This is a genomic window from Planctomycetota bacterium (assembly GCA_018242585.1).
In the GTDB taxonomy this organism is placed as follows: Bacteria; Planctomycetota; Planctomycetia; order Pirellulales; family PNKZ01; genus JAFEBQ01.
The window spans coordinates 20,238-34,717 of the sequence record JAFEBQ010000021.1 but is presented as its reverse complement, the minus strand read 5'-3'; the positions used below and the strand labels follow the sequence as shown (position 1 = coordinate 34,717).

Below are 14,480 nucleotides of genomic sequence, written 5' to 3'. Positions count from 1 at the left end.
CATCCGCGGCTGTCGCCACATCGACCGGCCGCAGTCACACCAACCCATCCTTCATCAAGCAGACAGGACCAACAACTCATGGCAGCCAAAATCTTCTACGACAAAGACGCCGATCTGGCGGTGCTGAAGAACAAGACCATCGCCATCATCGGCTATGGCTCGCAAGGACACGCCCAGGCGCAAAACCTGCGCGACAGCGGCTGCACAGTCATCATCGGCCAACGCCCCGGCGGCCCGAACTACGATCTGGCCGTCAGTCACGGCTTCAAGCCGATGTCGGCCGCCGAAGCGGCCGAAAAGGCCGACATCGTCAACATTCTGCTCCCCGACGAGCTGCAAGGGGACGTCTATCGCAACGACATCAAGCCCAAGCTCAAGCCGGGCAACGTGCTGATGTGCTCACACGGCTTCAACATTCACTTTGGCCAGGTCGAACCGCCGGCGGGGGTCGACGCCTTGCTGGTCGCGCCCAAGGGGCCCGGCCACCTGGTGCGCAGCGAGTTCGAGAAGGGTGGCGGCGTGCCGTGCCTGATCGCGCTGTCGCCCGGGGCCAGTGAAGAGACCCGCCGCATCGGCCTGGCCTATGCCAAGGGCATCGGCGGCACGCGCGGCGGTGTGATCGAAACCACCTTCGCCGAAGAAACCGAAACCGACTTGTTCGGCGAACAGGTCGTGTTGTGCGGCGGCGTCAGCGCGCTGGTCAAGGCGGGCTTCGAGACGCTGGTCGAAGCCGGCTATCAGCCCGAGATGGCCTACTTCGAGTGCATGCACGAGTTGAAGCTGATCGTCGACCTGTTCTACCAGGGCGGCCTGAACTACATGCGCTACAGCGTGTCGAACACGGCCGAGTACGGCGACTACACTCGTGGCCCGCGGATTGTCACTCCCGAGACCAAGGCCGAGATGAAGAAGATTCTGCACGAGATCCAAAGCGGCCAGTTTGCCCGCGATTGGCTGTTGGAGAACAAGGTCAACGCGCCGGCGTTCAAGGCCACGCGTCGCCGCGAGCGCGAACATCCGATCGAGGTGGTGGGCAAGCAGCTCCGCCGCCTGATGAGCTGGATCAAGTCCAAGGAAGTCTAAGACGGGAAGTTGCTGGTTGCTAGTTCCTAGCGAAGATTGATGTGATTCGTCCACACAAGCCCAGGGGTTTTACCCCCTGGGCTCTTTTGCTGGCCGAAAGATTTGCCGTAGCTTGCCCGGAATTGCAATTGCCATCGGTTCCCCCTCTGTTGATATAATGAACCTGGACAACGCCCCAAGTCCCTTTTTGGTGAGTGATCCATGACCGACGCTGTTGGACAGATCCTTTCGCAGGTCAGTTCTCTCACCCAGCAAGAGCGAGCCGAGTTGGCGTACGCCCTGGTCTGCTCACTTGGTCCCATCGAGAGCGACGACGATGTAGCGGCAGCATGGGATGAAGAACTGAATCGCCGCCTCGATCAAGTCCTTCGCAACGAGGTTGAGGGAATTCCCGCCGAACAGGTATTCGAGAAGTTGCGTCGCCGCCAATCTTGAATCGCATTGTCTTCCATCCCGAGGCCGAACTCGAATTCGAAGCAGCGTGGGATTATTACGAGCTGCGACGAAAAGGACTTGGTGACGAATTTGCCCTAGCAGTCGAGGCCGTCCTCGACCGCATTCGGGAACGTCCTGAGTCTTGTTCGGCACACGGTACGCGCGGCTTTCGCATGGCGCTTGCGAAGCGATTTCCGTACACCGTCTATTTTCGTGAATCAGCAGGCCGGTTCTGGGTAATGGCGATTGCTCATCAGCGGCGACGGCCTAATTATTGGCGATCTCGCCGACCGAGCTAGTTTTGGGCCGCTTCAACTTTCGAAAGAACCCATTCCTATTGGGTTGGCTTGCGGTTTCCTGGCCGGACGGCCAGAATACGCCCCATGAGCAAAACCACTCTTACCAATCGTTACGACGTCACTACCCGCGATGAGGTCAACCAACTGGCCGTCGGGGATCGCATTGAGGTCACCCACGAGGTTAAAGTGGGGCAGCAGCGCTGGTACACCACGACCGTCGGGACGGTCGAGCGGATCGAGCGCCGGCGGCAGGGGCTGCACTACCAACGCAACTTCGACGACAAGGCGTTCTGCGACCTGGTCGTGCTGCGTCTGGACGACAGCTCGCTGACGACGATCACCTTCGACGAGTTCAGCCAGTTGAAAGTGGTAAGCCGCGCCAAGAGCTAACTCGCTTGACCCATCGGTCGGCGTCGGCTTAACTCTTCACAGGCTGTCTCGCACCATTCCGCGCCCGCTGGCAGGAGCCGCGCCCCATGCCGATCGAGTTCCCCTGTCCCCAGTGCAACAAGCTGCTGCGCGTGCCCGACGCGGCCGTCGGCCGCCAGGCGCAATGCCCCGGCTGCAGCACCGTCTCGACCGTGCCGGCCGCCAGCGTGCGTTCGCCGGTTCCCGCGGCGCCGCGTCAGCCGCCCCAAGCCCCGCCACCCCCTCCGCCCGTGCCGCAGCCTGGTTACGGGTCGGCGCCGCAGTCGAATCCGTTCGCTCCCCCGCCGCCGCAAGGGGGTGCGCAAGCTTGGGGCGCTCCTCAACAAGGACAGCAACTCCCCGACATCACCAACCCCTATGCGGCGCCAACCTCCTTTGGCCCCGCGGCCAACACCTGGGCGCGCCCCAGGCCGCGGCTGGCGTCGCTCGGTCAGCGCTTTGGCGGCGCGGTTGTCGACGGAGTCATCGGCATGCTGCTCGCGGTGCCGTTGATCGTTCTGCTTTTCATCGCGGTCGTGAGCATGGACAACCGGCGCGAACCCAACATCAGCGCCGTCGCGGCAATTCTCATGCTGCTACTGAGCTTGGGATTGTTGGCCTTGGGCGTTACGCAAATCATTTTGCTATCCACCAGCGGCCAAACGATTGGCAAGAAGGTAGCCGGCACGCGGATCGTCTTGAAGGAGTCAGGTCAGACGGCGGGTTTTGTCCATGCGTTCCTGCTGCGATCCTTTGTGTTTGGCCTGATCGGCAGCGCGGTCGGCCTGATTCCATTCGCCGGGATCGTCTTCAACCTGGTCGACATCTGCATGATCTTCGGCGAAGAGCGCCGCTGCCTGCACGACCTGCTCGCCCAGACGATCGTCGTTGAAGCGTAGACGTCCGTTGTCAGTAGTCCGTTGTCCGTTGCAGGAAGAGGGGCGAGCGGTTGATGAATTGCCGCCTCCACCGCGGGTGATTCGCAGTCTAGGGTTGAAGCCGCTATCCGGTGTCTATTGCCCCTTCTCCCGCCGGGAGAAGGTGGCGGCGCTAGCCGACGGATGAGGGTTCCGCCTCAATCTTGTTTCGCCCCGCGTCGAGGTGGAGCGCCACCTCCGCGAATTTTTAATCGCTTACTAATACGCCCCGCGGCGGCTCAGCACGCTGCTCGGCGTGGCGATCAGCAGCTTGAGATCGGTGATCAGGTTCTGGTGGTCAATATACCACAGGTCCATCCGCACCCAATCTTCAAAGCCGATCTCACACCGGCCGCTGACTTGCCACAGGCAAGTTAACCCCGGCTTGACCGACAATCGCCGCCGTTGCCAAGGCTGATAGCGGATCACTTCCTTCAACACCGGCGGACGCGGCCCGACCAGCGACATGTGCCCGGCCAACACATTGAACAATTGAGGCAACTCGTCGATGCTCGTGCTGCGCAGAAAGCGTCCCAACGCCGTGATCCGCGGATCGCGACGGTTCTTGAAGATCGGGCCGTCCTTCTCGTTCTTGACTTGGGCCTGGATCGCGTCGGCGTTCACGACCATCGTGCGAAACTTGAACATCGGGAACAACTTCCCCAGGTAGCCGACCCGCTGCTGCCGGAAGATCGGCTTGCCGCGCGTGGTGACCATCAGCACCGCGAACGTCACCAGCATGATCGGCGAGAACAACACAATCGCCGCCAAAGCGCCGACGATGTCGAGTCCGCGCTTCACCATTTGGTAACTCGACGCCCGATTGCCACCCGGGGAAACCAGATTCATCCCCACCGGCGCCGGAGCGACCGGGCCGCGAAACACCAGCCCGCGCACTCGGCGATCCGCCGCGACGGTTCCGCGAGTCCAAACTCCCAGGCCGTCGGCCTGGGCCGAGTTGGCGCTGAGGGTGACGTGCGTAGCTTCGGCCGTGAGCAATTCGGTCGTCATGCGCGAGGCACCTGCAAAGAGAGTGGCGAAAAGAGCGCGGAGTGTTTCCGCGTGCCAGCTCTCGAATGCAACCACGATGCCGGGCCGCGACAGACGAGCCAGCCGGCCGGTGCGTCGCGCGTGCTAAGACGTTGAATGCCAGTCGCTTACGGAACGACGAGTCCCCGCCGAGCGTGACGCGAAATCGCCGCCCGACATGTTGCCCAAAGTCAACCACGTTGCCGAAAGGCAACACCGCGTGGCGTCGCCGCTTCGCCGCCGGCGCAACCCGATCGGGCGAATAACCACCACCGAGGCGTCGTCGCCACGCCGGTCAACACGCCCGGGCGACGTAGGCTTCTGCGAGGAAGCAATTCGTGTTGGTTCGCTCCTCGCTGATGATGCCGAGTGCCCTGCGATGCCCAGTTATCAACTCGCAATCCGCTGTGCTGCCGACGAGCTGCGCGATAGCGCCGCCGACTGGGACGATCTATGGCAGCGCAGTGAAGTAGCCCTGCCCCTCACGCGCGCCGAGCTAGTCGCGATGTGGGCCGAGCATTTCGCGGCTGGCGGCGTGCAGGGACTGATGGCCTATGACGGCCCCTGGGCTGTGGCCGCCCTGCCAATCGCACTCAACCGCAAGCTGGGCGTCGGGCTGGCCGGCCTGCCCAATCATCCGCAATTCACCGCGGGCGATTTGATGCTCGATCCCGCAGCCGACGCGCGGCAGGCGCTGGCGTTGCTGGCCGAGGGACTCGAACAACTACCGAGCCTGCTGGCTTGGTTCGAGCTGGTCCCCTACGAAGCGCCGCGCTGGCGACAGCTACTTGATGTGCTGACCGAGCGCGGCTGGCGCATTCACCAGCAGCCCAGCTATACGACCGGCGTCATCGAGTTGCCCACTTCGTGGGACGTCTATGATGCCAGCCGGTCGAGCAACCATCGCCGGCAACTGCGCAAGGCCGAGCGCCGCGCCAAGCAAGCGGGCGATGTTACGCTGCGGGTGCTGAATCACCTGCGCTCCGCCGAAGTCGCCAAAGTGTTAGGCGAATGCTTCGCAATCGAGGATCGAAGCTGGAAGGGTGCCGAAGGCTCGTCAATGGCCCGCACGCCAGGACAAGCCGAGTTGAGCCTGCGCATTGCCCAACAACTGGCCGCGTGGGGGCAACTACACGTGGCGTTGCTCGAAGTGGGCGGTCGCGCGGTCGCCTTTGAACTGGGCTGCCAGGCCAAAGGAACCTATTTCTCGCCAAAAATCGGCCACGATCCACAGTTCGCGAACCTGTCGCCCGGGCAACTGTTGCGACATGAGCTGCTGCAACACTTCGTCCGCGAGCAGTCAATCAACCGCGTGGACTTCTGGGGACCGTTGACCGAAGCGACCGCGCGCTGGGCCACGACCAGCTACCCCGTCGGCCGCGTCGTCGCCGCCCCGCCGCGCACATCAAGCCGAGTTGCCTGGCACGCCTATCGCACGCTCCGCGCAGCTCGCAACGCCTTCCGCCACGAACAAAAAACCCACGAAGTGAAACCCGTGGGCTTGGAAGATGTCCCCTCTAGCAACCAGCAACTTGCAACCAGCAACTTTTCAGGCCCCGTCACCCCAACTTCCTGATCAGCCAGTCCCCCAGCGACGGCGACAACTGCGACAGGGCCAGCACCACGCGGGCCATCCCAGGTACAACCAGTTCCTTCTGACGACGTTCGGCGGCGCGCAGGATCGCGGCCGCCAGCGCCTCGGGGCGGATCGCGCCGGCCTTGACTCCGCCACCCGGCTTGGCGGCGCTCGGCGGCAGGCCCGCCAACTCGGCGGCCGTGTACTCGCGCGGCTTGTCGCGGGCGATCGGCCCGGGACAGACCAACAGCACGTTCAAGCCACGATCGGCCAGCTCAAGCCGCAACTGCCGCGTGTAGCTGACCAGCGCCGCCTTGGACGGGCCGTACGCTCCCATGTAGCGCGCCGGCGCCAGCCCCGCCAGCGAAGCGATGTTCACCAGATGCCCGCGACGCGCGAGCAAGGGTTCGATGGCCGCGAGCGTGACGTTGACGGTCGATTGAACATTGATCTCGAACTGCTCGCCGAAGTCGGCCGCCGTCGTGTCGTGTACGGCGCGGCGCATCGAGCGGCCGGCGTTATTGACCAGCACGTCGAGCTGCCCGAAGCGCTCGAGCGTCTGCGCGACGAGCGCCGCCGCGCTGTCGGCCACCGTCACGTCGGTGGGCACGGCCAGGACCGTCGCGCCGCTGGCCGACAATTCATGGGCCGTAGCCTGCAAGGCTTCGGCGCCCCGCGCCGCTAGCACCACCCTCGCCCCCGAGGCGGCGAACGCTCGGGCGATGTCGCGCCCCAGACCGCTCGACGCGCCGGTGACGATTGCCACTTTGTCGTGCCAGTAATGTGCGCTCAAGCGATTCACTGCCCTCGGTCGCGCGGCGCTCGCTCATTCGCCTAGATTTGCTGTCGGCACGCCGACAACAGAAGCCGGCGCGATGCCGCTTGTTAGTTTTGTGATACGTGCAGATTGCGAAAGCTTAAACATTGGCGAGGCTCGGCGATCGCAAGTTGGCGCCCCACGGGGCCGAAGCGCTCGCCCGCCGCCCGAATTGTGCTACATTGTCGCCAGCGATCCCGAACTTGCAATTGCCGACGCGTCGATTTGTGGGTCTTGTCACTCCCACCACACAAGTTCCGCGGGTTCGCGTGTCGCCACGCCATCGTGCGTGAGCTTGTCATCGCTTGCAGCCTGTACCGCTTTCCGTGCCAATCAACTTTTCACCAGCAGCGAGAATTCAACCGTGAGCATTGGCGTTCAGAACACTCCGCGGGCGCGAACCAAGATTGTGGCCACCGTGGGCCCAGCGAGCCGCGACGAAGACAAGCTCCTGGGGCTGATCCAGGCCGGCGTGGACGTCTTCCGCCTGAACATGGCCCACGGCGACTTGAACAGCCACAAGGAAGTGCTCGAGCGAATCCGCCGCGTGAGCGAGTCGATCGGCGATCCGGTGGCCGTGCTGGTCGATCTGGCCGGCCCGAAGATTCGCCTGGGCGAGTTGCCCGGCGGGCAGGTCGATTGTCCCAAGGGGGCGACATTCCGATTTGTCCGCGGCGACTCGACCAACGACCCGACCAAGCTGGTGACCAATTACCCGCTCTTGGTTGACGAGTTGCAAGTCGGCGATCGGGTGTTCCTGGTTGACGGCACGGTGCGGTTGGAAGTGATCGACCGCGGAGCCGATTCGATCGGCTGCCGCGTTACCCAAGGAGGGCTGATTCGCAACAAGCAAGGGGTGAACCTGCCCGGGGCCAAGATCAGCCTGCCGGCCCTGAGCGACGCCGACAAGCAGCACGCCACCTGGGCCGCCGAGAACAAAGCCGACTACGTCAGCCTGAGCTTTGTGCGGACGGCCAAGGAAGTGGCCGAGTTGAAGTGGCTGCTCAACTATCACAAAAGCGCGGCCAAGGTGATTGCCAAGATCGAGAAGCAGGAAGCGGTCGATCAACTGGCCGAGATCGTGCAAACGGCCGACGGCATCATGGTGGCGCGCGGCGACCTGGGAGTCGAGATGGACGTGGCCCGGGTGCCGATCGTCCAGAAGAAAATCGTCGCCACCTGCAATCAATACGACAAGCCGGTGATCATCGCCACGCAAATGCTCGACAGCATGCAGCATTCGCGCCAGCCGACCCGGGCCGAAGTGACCGACGTGGCCAACGCGATTCTCGACGGCTGTGACGCAACGATGTTGTCGGGCGAGACGGCCGTCGGCGAGTATCCGGTCGAGACGGTCGAGATGATGAACCGGATCGCGCTGGTGACCGAGCCGCTGCTCGAGGGTCGTCCGACGCCGCCGGCACCGCTGGTGCTGCCCGAGGATTTGAAACGATTGACCCAGGCCGTCGTATTCGGCGCGGTGCAAATCTCGAAGGAGTTGAAGGCCCAGATGATGACGGTCGTCAGCCACAGCGGCGCGACGGCCCTGGCCATGTCCAAACGGCGACCGTCGTTGCCGATTCTGGGCGTGAGCGACCGACCCGAGGTGCAGCGGCAGATGGCGCTCTATTGGGGCGTGATCCCGCTGATGAATGCGCCCACGACCGACAGCATTCAACTGCTCAAGCATTGCGAGGAATGGGGGCTGAAGCAAGGCTACATCACGCCGGGCGGGCACATGATCCTGGTCGCCGGCGTGGGATTAGCCTCACGCGGCCACAACATGGTCCGCGTGCATGAAGTAGGGAGCGAGCACTGAGTGGTCCGTCGTCAGTGGTTGATGACACGCCGCTGAGATACCCGTTCATCCATCGTCAAAGGGCGCGCAGCAACCCTTCTCCCTCCGGGAGAAGGTGGCCGAAGGCCGGATGAGGGTCCACCCTCCACTTCAAATCGCGCCCGCCTGACGCGCACCCCGGCTTGCTACGCAAGCCACCCTCTCCCACAAGGGGCGAGGGTGAAGAAACAAGCCGGGGTGCCATGCTCAAACTTCTTGTTTGAGCATACGAAGCGTGTGCCAGCCATGCTCAAGCCTTAAGAGCTTGAGCATGGCACCCGACACGGCGTGCTCCACCCTGATTGCAGTACGGTTCGCAAGCGCCAGTGAGCTCAAAAAATGATATCCAAGGTCGCTTTAACAACGGCCCACTTGCCGTTGGTTTTCTTGACGGTGTATGTGCAGCGATGGCCGCTCAGGTAGCCCCGATACTCGCCCCCTTCGACATGAGCCTCGGTGTCGGAAACTCGCTCGATGGTCGTGACATCAAGCAGCACTCCCTTGGCACCGGTTCTTTTATCGCGCACTCCCTGGCCCCCTCCCGTGGTGCACTCCGAGCCTTTGCGAACGGGTGGATCATGCCTGGCGAAACGCTTCATGAACTCATCGGTTGGGTCGTTCCCTTGCTCGTCGACTCGAAGGTAATACGCGATCTTCAGGAACTTGATGAGATCACTCCCGTCGATTTGCAAACGAAACACCGCTTCGCGAATGTCGTCGAGTTCGCGTTCTCGAACATCACCGGCAGAACTAGCAACGAGCAGCGATGCGATCAGCAAGAGGAGTGCCGAGATGGCTTTCATAGGGCGCTTCCAACTATCCAAGAATCAAGGACGGTCGCGTATTCGACTCCCCAAGCCTGCTTGGCAATTCCCCTCGCCCTACGGCAGCGGTGGCACGACGATCAGTCCCAGCGTGTTGCTCACTGACTTGGGGTCGGTGGGGTTGCGGCCGTAGATGCCGACGACCAGGTTTCCGTCACAACCGATCGTCTGCTGGTCCGAGCCGCCGGTGCCGCCCACGTACTTGCTGAGGTACATGTCGGTCACGTCCAACCGCGTGCCGTGAATGCGCATGAACATCAGCGCTAGCCCGTCGACGCCGTTGCTGGATCGCATCTTAATGCCGCCGACCGCGTAGCCCGGCTTGGCTTCCAGGCGGTCGGTCCCGGTGGTTCCCTGGCCGTTCCACGGTCCCAGGACGACCCCTTCCTTGGTGGCGAAAATGCCACGAACGCCGGCCACGGTGGACTGCTTGTTGTTGCGGCCCAAGCCAATGTCCAGGCCAATCAACAACGCGCCGTCGGGACAGACGTTGCGATAGGCGTCTTCACCACCACCACCGAATGACTGGCTCATGAAGATTCGATTGGCCAGATTCGCTTCAACCAGGTAGCTCGACAATTGAGGCGTGATCGGATCGTGCCGCGGCGACTTCATCACGTCGTAGGTAGCCGTCGACTTTGGAGCGTTCTCTTCGACCTGGGTTAAAAAGGCACTGATCGTATAACCATCTGGGCGACGCCAATCGGGATCGACACGATTCCCCTGACAGGTCGGGCAGGTGATGTGCGACTTGCCATTGCAGACCGGGCACGGCGCCTGGACATTGCCCCCCGCCGTCTTGAGGTTGACCTTCCCCTTCTTGCAATCCTTGATCGGGCAGGGCAACTCGCCGGTGCCGCGACAAGTGGCGCAGTCCCGATCCTCGAAACCGCTGTTGGCCATCGCGGCGGGTGGCCGGGTGGCGTTGTTCGACCAGGTCCAAACCAACACCGTGGCGTCGCCAACGCGCTTTTGCAGGTCGGCGGCGTCGAGCGTTTCGGTCTTGGGCTTGGGCGGAATGAACTCGGGGACCAGACTCTTCACAAACTCGATGATCGCCGCGCCTGGTACCCCGTCGGTAAAGCGCGGCCAGACGCCGGCCGGTTCCGAAACCAGTCCCAACACATTGCCCGACTGGTTTACGATCGCCCCGCCAGCGAAGCCCTGGTTGGTGAGCGCGTCGAACAAGAACGGGCTGTTCCCTTCGCCCGACACGGCGGCCACCGCGCCGTGCTTCAGACGCAACGGCGCGTGCATATAGAACATCTCGGCCATGCCCCCGGCGAACAGCTCGGTGCCGCGCGACGCCGGCGCTGGCTCGATCGACAGCCCCGTCAAGTTCAAGTCGTCGCAACTCAACAGCGCCAAGTCATGCGTCTTGGACACTCCCAACAAGGTGCCGCGCGACGTGCGGCGTTGATCGCTCGGGCCGGAATAAACATCGAAGGCGGTTCCCCCATCGACCAGTTGCTTGCTAGTCACGACCAGTCGCGGACCAACGATCACGCCCAGCCCGCCGTGAATGGCCGTCGAGTCGTCGGCCGGCTGGGGAAGCGCCGCCATTTGCAGGGCCAGGTCCGCCTTGGTCGTCAGCCCGTTGATCAATCGATTCATATCGTCGTCGGCCATCATCGTTAGCCAGCCCACGCGCGGGTTGCAGGCCTCGTACCGGCCGGTGGCCAGCGCGGCTGCGAGCGCCTTGCGGGCTTCGTCGACCGGGAACTGCTCGCACGAGATGCGGGCCTTGTCGAACTGGTCGACGAAGCGCCCCAGATTCTGCACCACGTCCTGGTTCGGTTCCGACTCCAAGGCCGTGCGCCAAAGCTTGACCGCTTCCAGGTATTCGCCGTTCCTGACCGCCAGCAGGGCCAGATTGTTCAGGGCCGCCACGTGGCCGGGGTCGCGCGCCACGACGGCTTTGAAATGTTGCTCGGCCTTGGCCAGATCGCGGTTGTTGCGGGCGTACATCGCGCCGGTCAGGAACTCGATCCGCGTGTTCTCGGGCTCAAGCGCCGCGGCTTCGGCGAAACGCTTGCGGAAGTCTTCATCTTGGCGACGAGTGAAATGGTCGATGCCCTGGCGTGTCAGGGCAATGGCCTTGGTGTGGCGAACCGCGTACTTGTCGCCTGGCTCCCAGCCGTCCTTGGTGCGCATCGATTGCGTGGCCGCCAGCTTGCCCATTTCGGCAAAGTCCTTGTCGGTGGCCTTGCGATCGTCGTCGCTGGTGTCGGCCGATTCGCGGAACGCGCGATACAACTTCAAGGCCTCGACGGCCGACGGCGTGCGCGCGACGGCCGCTTGCAGCGCAGTCAAGGTCTTGGGCACGGCCGTGGCGACCTTCACCGGCGGCAGCGGAGTCGGGGCGGCGTGCTTTTGCACGAACTGCTTATCGGCATCGACCAGCAGTTCGAGCGGCACGTCGCGGATCGCGCCGTCCTTGAGCTTCAGACGCACGGTCTTGCCGTCGCGCAGCTCGATGAACTCGGCCTCGGTCTGATAGCCCCCGTTGGCCACGGTCCAGGTCCGCGTTTCGGCGGCCACCCCGACCGAAAGACCCAGCACTGCCAAAGCCAGTGCCGTGACGACGAGCGCGCCCCAGAACACACGATGCCCATGACGACGAACCCGAGCCATAGAGATCAACTCCCAACGAAACGGCAGAGGGGGTGAACGAGGCGGCAAGCAGCGGCCGGCCAGACCTACTATCCTAAGCGGGCGCGAAGGGGATTTTAACTAGCCGGCTGGTTAAATCGTATTCACCAAGCCGGTGGCTTTGCCACCGATTTTGGCGGCAGAGCCGCCGGCTTGGAAACAATCATCAAACGCCAACTCAAGGTTCCGTGCCTTGTAACCCCGCCTCAGAACTAGGGCGTCCAAAGCGACGAGGCGGCCGACGACGGCGCGGCGGCGCTCCCCGTCCGGCGGGCTTTGATGCGCACATACGGCGGAATCCAGCGGCTGCGATGGGCGAACGTCCCTGGCTCGGCGTCGGGCTTGCCGTGGCCCGGCTCGACCAGGTCTTCGATCACGAACCCGGCGCGGCACAGCCCGCCGAGCACGTCCTCCCAGCGGTGAATGAACTCGAGCGTCCCCGCCTCGCGATGCAAGCTGCCCACCACGGGGGGCAACGGCTCGCGGCTTTCATACGGGACGTCGATCGTATAGCTGCCGCCGTGGGGCAACGTCGAAGCCTGAAGGCTGGTGGGCTGCTTGTGCTGGCTGACGTACACTCCGCCGGCGCAGATCACGCGGGCCACCTCGCGATAGACCGCGCCAATGTCGGGCACGTAGCAGGTGCTAACCGGATGGATGACCGCGTCGAAACTGGCCGGCGCGAACATGGACAGATCGTCCATCGACGTCTCGACAATCTGCAAGTCGATGCCCCGCTCCTCGGCCACCTGGCGATCGAGGGCGAGCATGGCCGCGCTGATGTCGACGACGGTCACGATCGCGCCGGCCGCGGCATAGAGGGCGCTTTGCTGGCCGCCGCCGCTGGCCAGGCACAACAGCCGCTTGCCCCGCACGTCACCGAGCCAGCGACCATCGATGTGCGAGTGGGCTTGGCCGACCATCTCGTCATCGACCGGACGCGTGAACCGCGCGCGTTGCTCGACGCGCTCGTTCCAAGCGCGGCGGTTATGTTCGTGAGCGGCGGAGTAAGCAGGTCGGTCGAGCATGGGGGATGGAAAGTTGCTGGTTGCTGGTTGAAAAGAAGTTGCTAGTTGTTGGTTCCTAGTTGCTAGAGAAGGCAATTTCTTATTCACCACTTTTAAGCGACGTTTGGAAACCCGACTAGACGATCGAGCGGTCGGCGGGTTCCTTCTTCACTAGCAACTAGGAACCAACAACTAGCAACCTTTCCTCACGGACTCTGATACGGGTTGCCGGTCTCTTGCCGAACGTAGCCGGCACCTGGGTCGCGCGAGCTATCGAGCAGGGCCAGCACGTTTGGGCGGTTCAAAAAGTAGAGCGTGAGGACGGGATAAATCAGCGAAATCGGCACTGTGAGAATGCTGGCGATCAGCGAGAACCACTCGCTGAACCGCAGGTTTGAATCGTCGATCGTGCCAGCGTGCTGTGCCAAGGGAAGCCAAAACAAGGGAAGATAGCTCACCGCGTATATGGCGGCCGTGCTAATGTCGCACCAGGCGACGCCGATTGACCAGCGACGGCCCCACGCACGCTCTTTCAGCAGCCCAACGCCCGCGACAATGAGCACCAACGACGCCACCAAGCCCACTGCAACTCCCAGCCCGCTAACCAAGGTGAGCACGGAGCTTTCACGCATCAGTTGCGTGCTGTATTCGGTGCCACCACTCATCCCCATCAAGAACAACCATAACACGCTTGTCACAGCGCTCAGCAGCCCCAGCGCCCCCCAGAGCAGATTCAACAGACCGAACACGAGTGGAATGGAGCTTTTTGACATGGGGGCAAACGGGGGCTAGGGGCTCGATTGATCAGCAGGTTCCTTCTTCACTAGCAACTAGGAACCAGCAACTCGCAACTTCTCCTCACGGACTCTGATACGGATTACCGGTTTCTGGTCGGGCGTAGCCAGCGCCGGGGTCGCGCGCGCCTTCGAGCGTGGCGATCACATTGGGCCGGGTCAGAAAGTAGAGGGCGCAGACCGGAAAGATCAGGGCGATGAAGATGCCGATGATGCCGCCAAAGATGCCACCGATCAGGCCAAAGCGTTGAGCGCGGTCCTCGACGGTTTGGGCATGTTCATAGAGGGGCACCCAAAACAGGGGGGTATAGAGGACCAGCGTCAGCACCGTTTTGGCGATGTCGTACCAGGCCACGCCGATCGTCACCCGGCGTCCCCAGTCGCGCATCTGGAACAGCCCCACGCCGGCGGCCAACAGCGCGATCGACGCCAACAGCGACAACACCGGTACGGTGATGCCGAACACGCGCAGCACGGCGCTCGCGCGCATGATTTTGATCGACGGGTCATTCTTCAACACGTCCCAAAAGAACAGGCTGGCAATACCGACCGCCGCCCCCAACAACCCCAACAGTCCCATCACGATGTTCAACGCCCCAAAGACCGTGGGGATAACCGACTTACTGGATGGCTGCAGCTGATCCATGGTGTTGCCCGTTGCGTTCTTGGAATGCCTGTCGGCGGCGAATCTGCCGATCTTGGCCCACTTTAGACCAGCGTAAAGTCCGCTGCCAGTCGCGCTTTCTGGCGCGCGGCGAGGGCCCGCCGGGACTTTTCCGCGATTTCATCGCACCAGAAAAAA

Annotated in this window: 14 protein-coding genes; 7 read left to right on the top strand and 7 right to left on the bottom strand. The window is 62.9% G+C overall.

Annotated features, from left to right (window positions below; translation table 11 throughout):
• Positions 1–78 precede the first annotated feature (78 nt).
• From ilvC to JSS27_11105, 5 genes are all read left to right on the top strand, one after another.
• Positions 79–1,083, top strand: a complete 1,005-nt coding sequence (ilvC, locus tag JSS27_11125; GenBank protein ID MBS0209497.1) for a ketol-acid reductoisomerase — start codon at positions 79–81, stop codon at positions 1,081–1,083.
• Positions 1,084–1,284: 201 nt separating this feature from the next.
• A complete protein-coding gene (locus JSS27_11120) occupies positions 1,285–1,518 on the top strand; it encodes an addiction module protein (GenBank protein MBS0209496.1) in 234 nt (77 codons plus the stop codon).
• On the top strand, positions 1,515–1,817 hold the full coding sequence (locus JSS27_11115) for a type II toxin-antitoxin system RelE/ParE family toxin (protein MBS0209495.1): 303 nt from the start codon (positions 1,515–1,517) through the stop codon (positions 1,815–1,817). The genes JSS27_11120 and JSS27_11115 overlap by 4 nt, the downstream gene beginning before the upstream one ends.
• Positions 1,818–1,901: 84 nt before the next feature.
• Positions 1,902–2,207 (top strand): hypothetical protein, encoded by a 306-nt coding sequence (locus tag JSS27_11110; GenBank protein MBS0209494.1) that lies wholly within the window; start codon positions 1,902–1,904, stop codon positions 2,205–2,207.
• Positions 2,208–2,293: 86 nt separating this feature from the next.
• A complete protein-coding gene (locus tag JSS27_11105) occupies positions 2,294–3,124 on the top strand; it encodes an RDD family protein (protein ID MBS0209493.1) in 831 nt (276 codons plus the stop codon).
• 237 nt (positions 3,125–3,361) lie between these two features.
• On the opposite strand, the gene JSS27_11100 is transcribed toward JSS27_11105, so the two are convergent.
• Entirely contained in the window at positions 3,362–3,991 is a 630-nt protein-coding gene (locus JSS27_11100; protein ID MBS0209492.1) for a sugar transferase, read from the bottom strand.
• 559 nt (positions 3,992–4,550) lie between these two features.
• On the opposite strand from JSS27_11100, the gene JSS27_11095 reads away from it, so the two are divergent.
• Positions 4,551–5,747, top strand: a complete 1,197-nt coding sequence (locus tag JSS27_11095; GenBank protein ID MBS0209491.1) for a GNAT family N-acetyltransferase — start codon at positions 4,551–4,553, stop codon at positions 5,745–5,747.
• Here the strand turns inward: JSS27_11095 and JSS27_11090 are convergent.
• On the bottom strand, positions 5,731–6,540 hold the full coding sequence (locus tag JSS27_11090) for an SDR family oxidoreductase (GenBank protein ID MBS0209490.1): 810 nt from the start codon (positions 6,538–6,540) through the stop codon (positions 5,731–5,733). The two genes, JSS27_11095 and JSS27_11090, sit on opposite strands and share 17 nt — an antisense overlap.
• Before the next feature lie 388 nt (positions 6,541–6,928).
• Here JSS27_11090 and pyk point away from each other — a divergent pair, with 388 nt between their 5' ends.
• Positions 6,929–8,383 carry a pyruvate kinase gene (gene pyk, locus JSS27_11085; GenBank protein ID MBS0209489.1) on the top strand — a complete coding sequence of 485 codons (1,455 nt, stop codon included), beginning with the start codon at positions 6,929–6,931 and terminating at the stop codon, positions 8,381–8,383.
• A 350-nt stretch (positions 8,384–8,733) separates the two neighbouring features.
• On the opposite strand, the gene JSS27_11080 is transcribed toward pyk, so the two are convergent.
• The 5 genes from JSS27_11080 to JSS27_11060 all read right to left on the bottom strand — a co-directional run bounded on the left by JSS27_11080 (position 8,734) and on the right by JSS27_11060 (position 14,324).
• A complete protein-coding gene (locus JSS27_11080) occupies positions 8,734–9,204 on the bottom strand; it encodes a hypothetical protein (GenBank protein MBS0209488.1) in 471 nt (156 codons plus the stop codon).
• 78 nt (positions 9,205–9,282) lie between these two features.
• Complete coding sequence (locus JSS27_11075; protein ID MBS0209487.1) at positions 9,283–11,859, bottom strand: trypsin-like peptidase domain-containing protein; 2,577 nt, start codon at positions 11,857–11,859, stop codon at positions 9,283–9,285.
• A 230-nt stretch (positions 11,860–12,089) separates the two neighbouring features.
• On the bottom strand, positions 12,090–12,800 hold the full coding sequence (locus JSS27_11070; protein MBS0209486.1) for a class I SAM-dependent methyltransferase: 711 nt from the start codon (positions 12,798–12,800) through the stop codon (positions 12,090–12,092).
• 290 nt (positions 12,801–13,090) lie between these two features.
• Positions 13,091–13,657 carry a hypothetical protein gene (locus JSS27_11065; protein ID MBS0209485.1) on the bottom strand — a complete coding sequence of 189 codons (567 nt, stop codon included), beginning with the start codon at positions 13,655–13,657 and terminating at the stop codon, positions 13,091–13,093.
• 85 nt (positions 13,658–13,742) lie between these two features.
• Positions 13,743–14,324, bottom strand: a complete 582-nt coding sequence (locus JSS27_11060; GenBank protein MBS0209484.1) for a hypothetical protein — start codon at positions 14,322–14,324, stop codon at positions 13,743–13,745.
• Positions 14,325–14,480: the final 156 nt, after the last annotated feature.

What these genes read in the sequence shown, in the direction of transcription:
- JSS27_11100 (MBS0209492.1), bottom strand. Translation starts at nt 3,991, where the DNA reads ATGAATCTGGTTTCCCCGGGTGGCAATCGGGCGTCGAGTTACCAAATG.
- JSS27_11070 (MBS0209486.1), bottom strand. Translation starts at nt 12,800, where the DNA reads ATGGTCGGCCAAGCCCACTCGCACATCGATGGTCGCTGGCTCGGTGAC.
- JSS27_11075 (MBS0209487.1), bottom strand. Translation starts at nt 11,859, where the DNA reads ATGGCTCGGGTTCGTCGTCATGGGCATCGTGTGTTCTGGGGCGCGCTC.
- JSS27_11080 (MBS0209488.1), bottom strand. Translation starts at nt 9,204, where the DNA reads ATGAAAGCCATCTCGGCACTCCTCTTGCTGATCGCATCGCTGCTCGTT.
- JSS27_11105 (MBS0209493.1), top strand. Translation starts at nt 2,294, where the DNA reads ATGCCGATCGAGTTCCCCTGTCCCCAGTGCAACAAGCTGCTGCGCGTG.
- JSS27_11110 (MBS0209494.1), top strand. Translation starts at nt 1,902, where the DNA reads ATGAGCAAAACCACTCTTACCAATCGTTACGACGTCACTACCCGCGAT.
- JSS27_11065 (MBS0209485.1), bottom strand. Translation starts at nt 13,657, where the DNA reads ATGTCAAAAAGCTCCATTCCACTCGTGTTCGGTCTGTTGAATCTGCTC.
- JSS27_11120 (MBS0209496.1), top strand. Translation starts at nt 1,285, where the DNA reads ATGACCGACGCTGTTGGACAGATCCTTTCGCAGGTCAGTTCTCTCACC.
- JSS27_11060 (MBS0209484.1), bottom strand. Translation starts at nt 14,324, where the DNA reads ATGGATCAGCTGCAGCCATCCAGTAAGTCGGTTATCCCCACGGTCTTT.
- JSS27_11095 (MBS0209491.1), top strand. Translation starts at nt 4,551, where the DNA reads ATGCCCAGTTATCAACTCGCAATCCGCTGTGCTGCCGACGAGCTGCGC.
- ilvC (MBS0209497.1), top strand. Translation starts at nt 79, where the DNA reads ATGGCAGCCAAAATCTTCTACGACAAAGACGCCGATCTGGCGGTGCTG.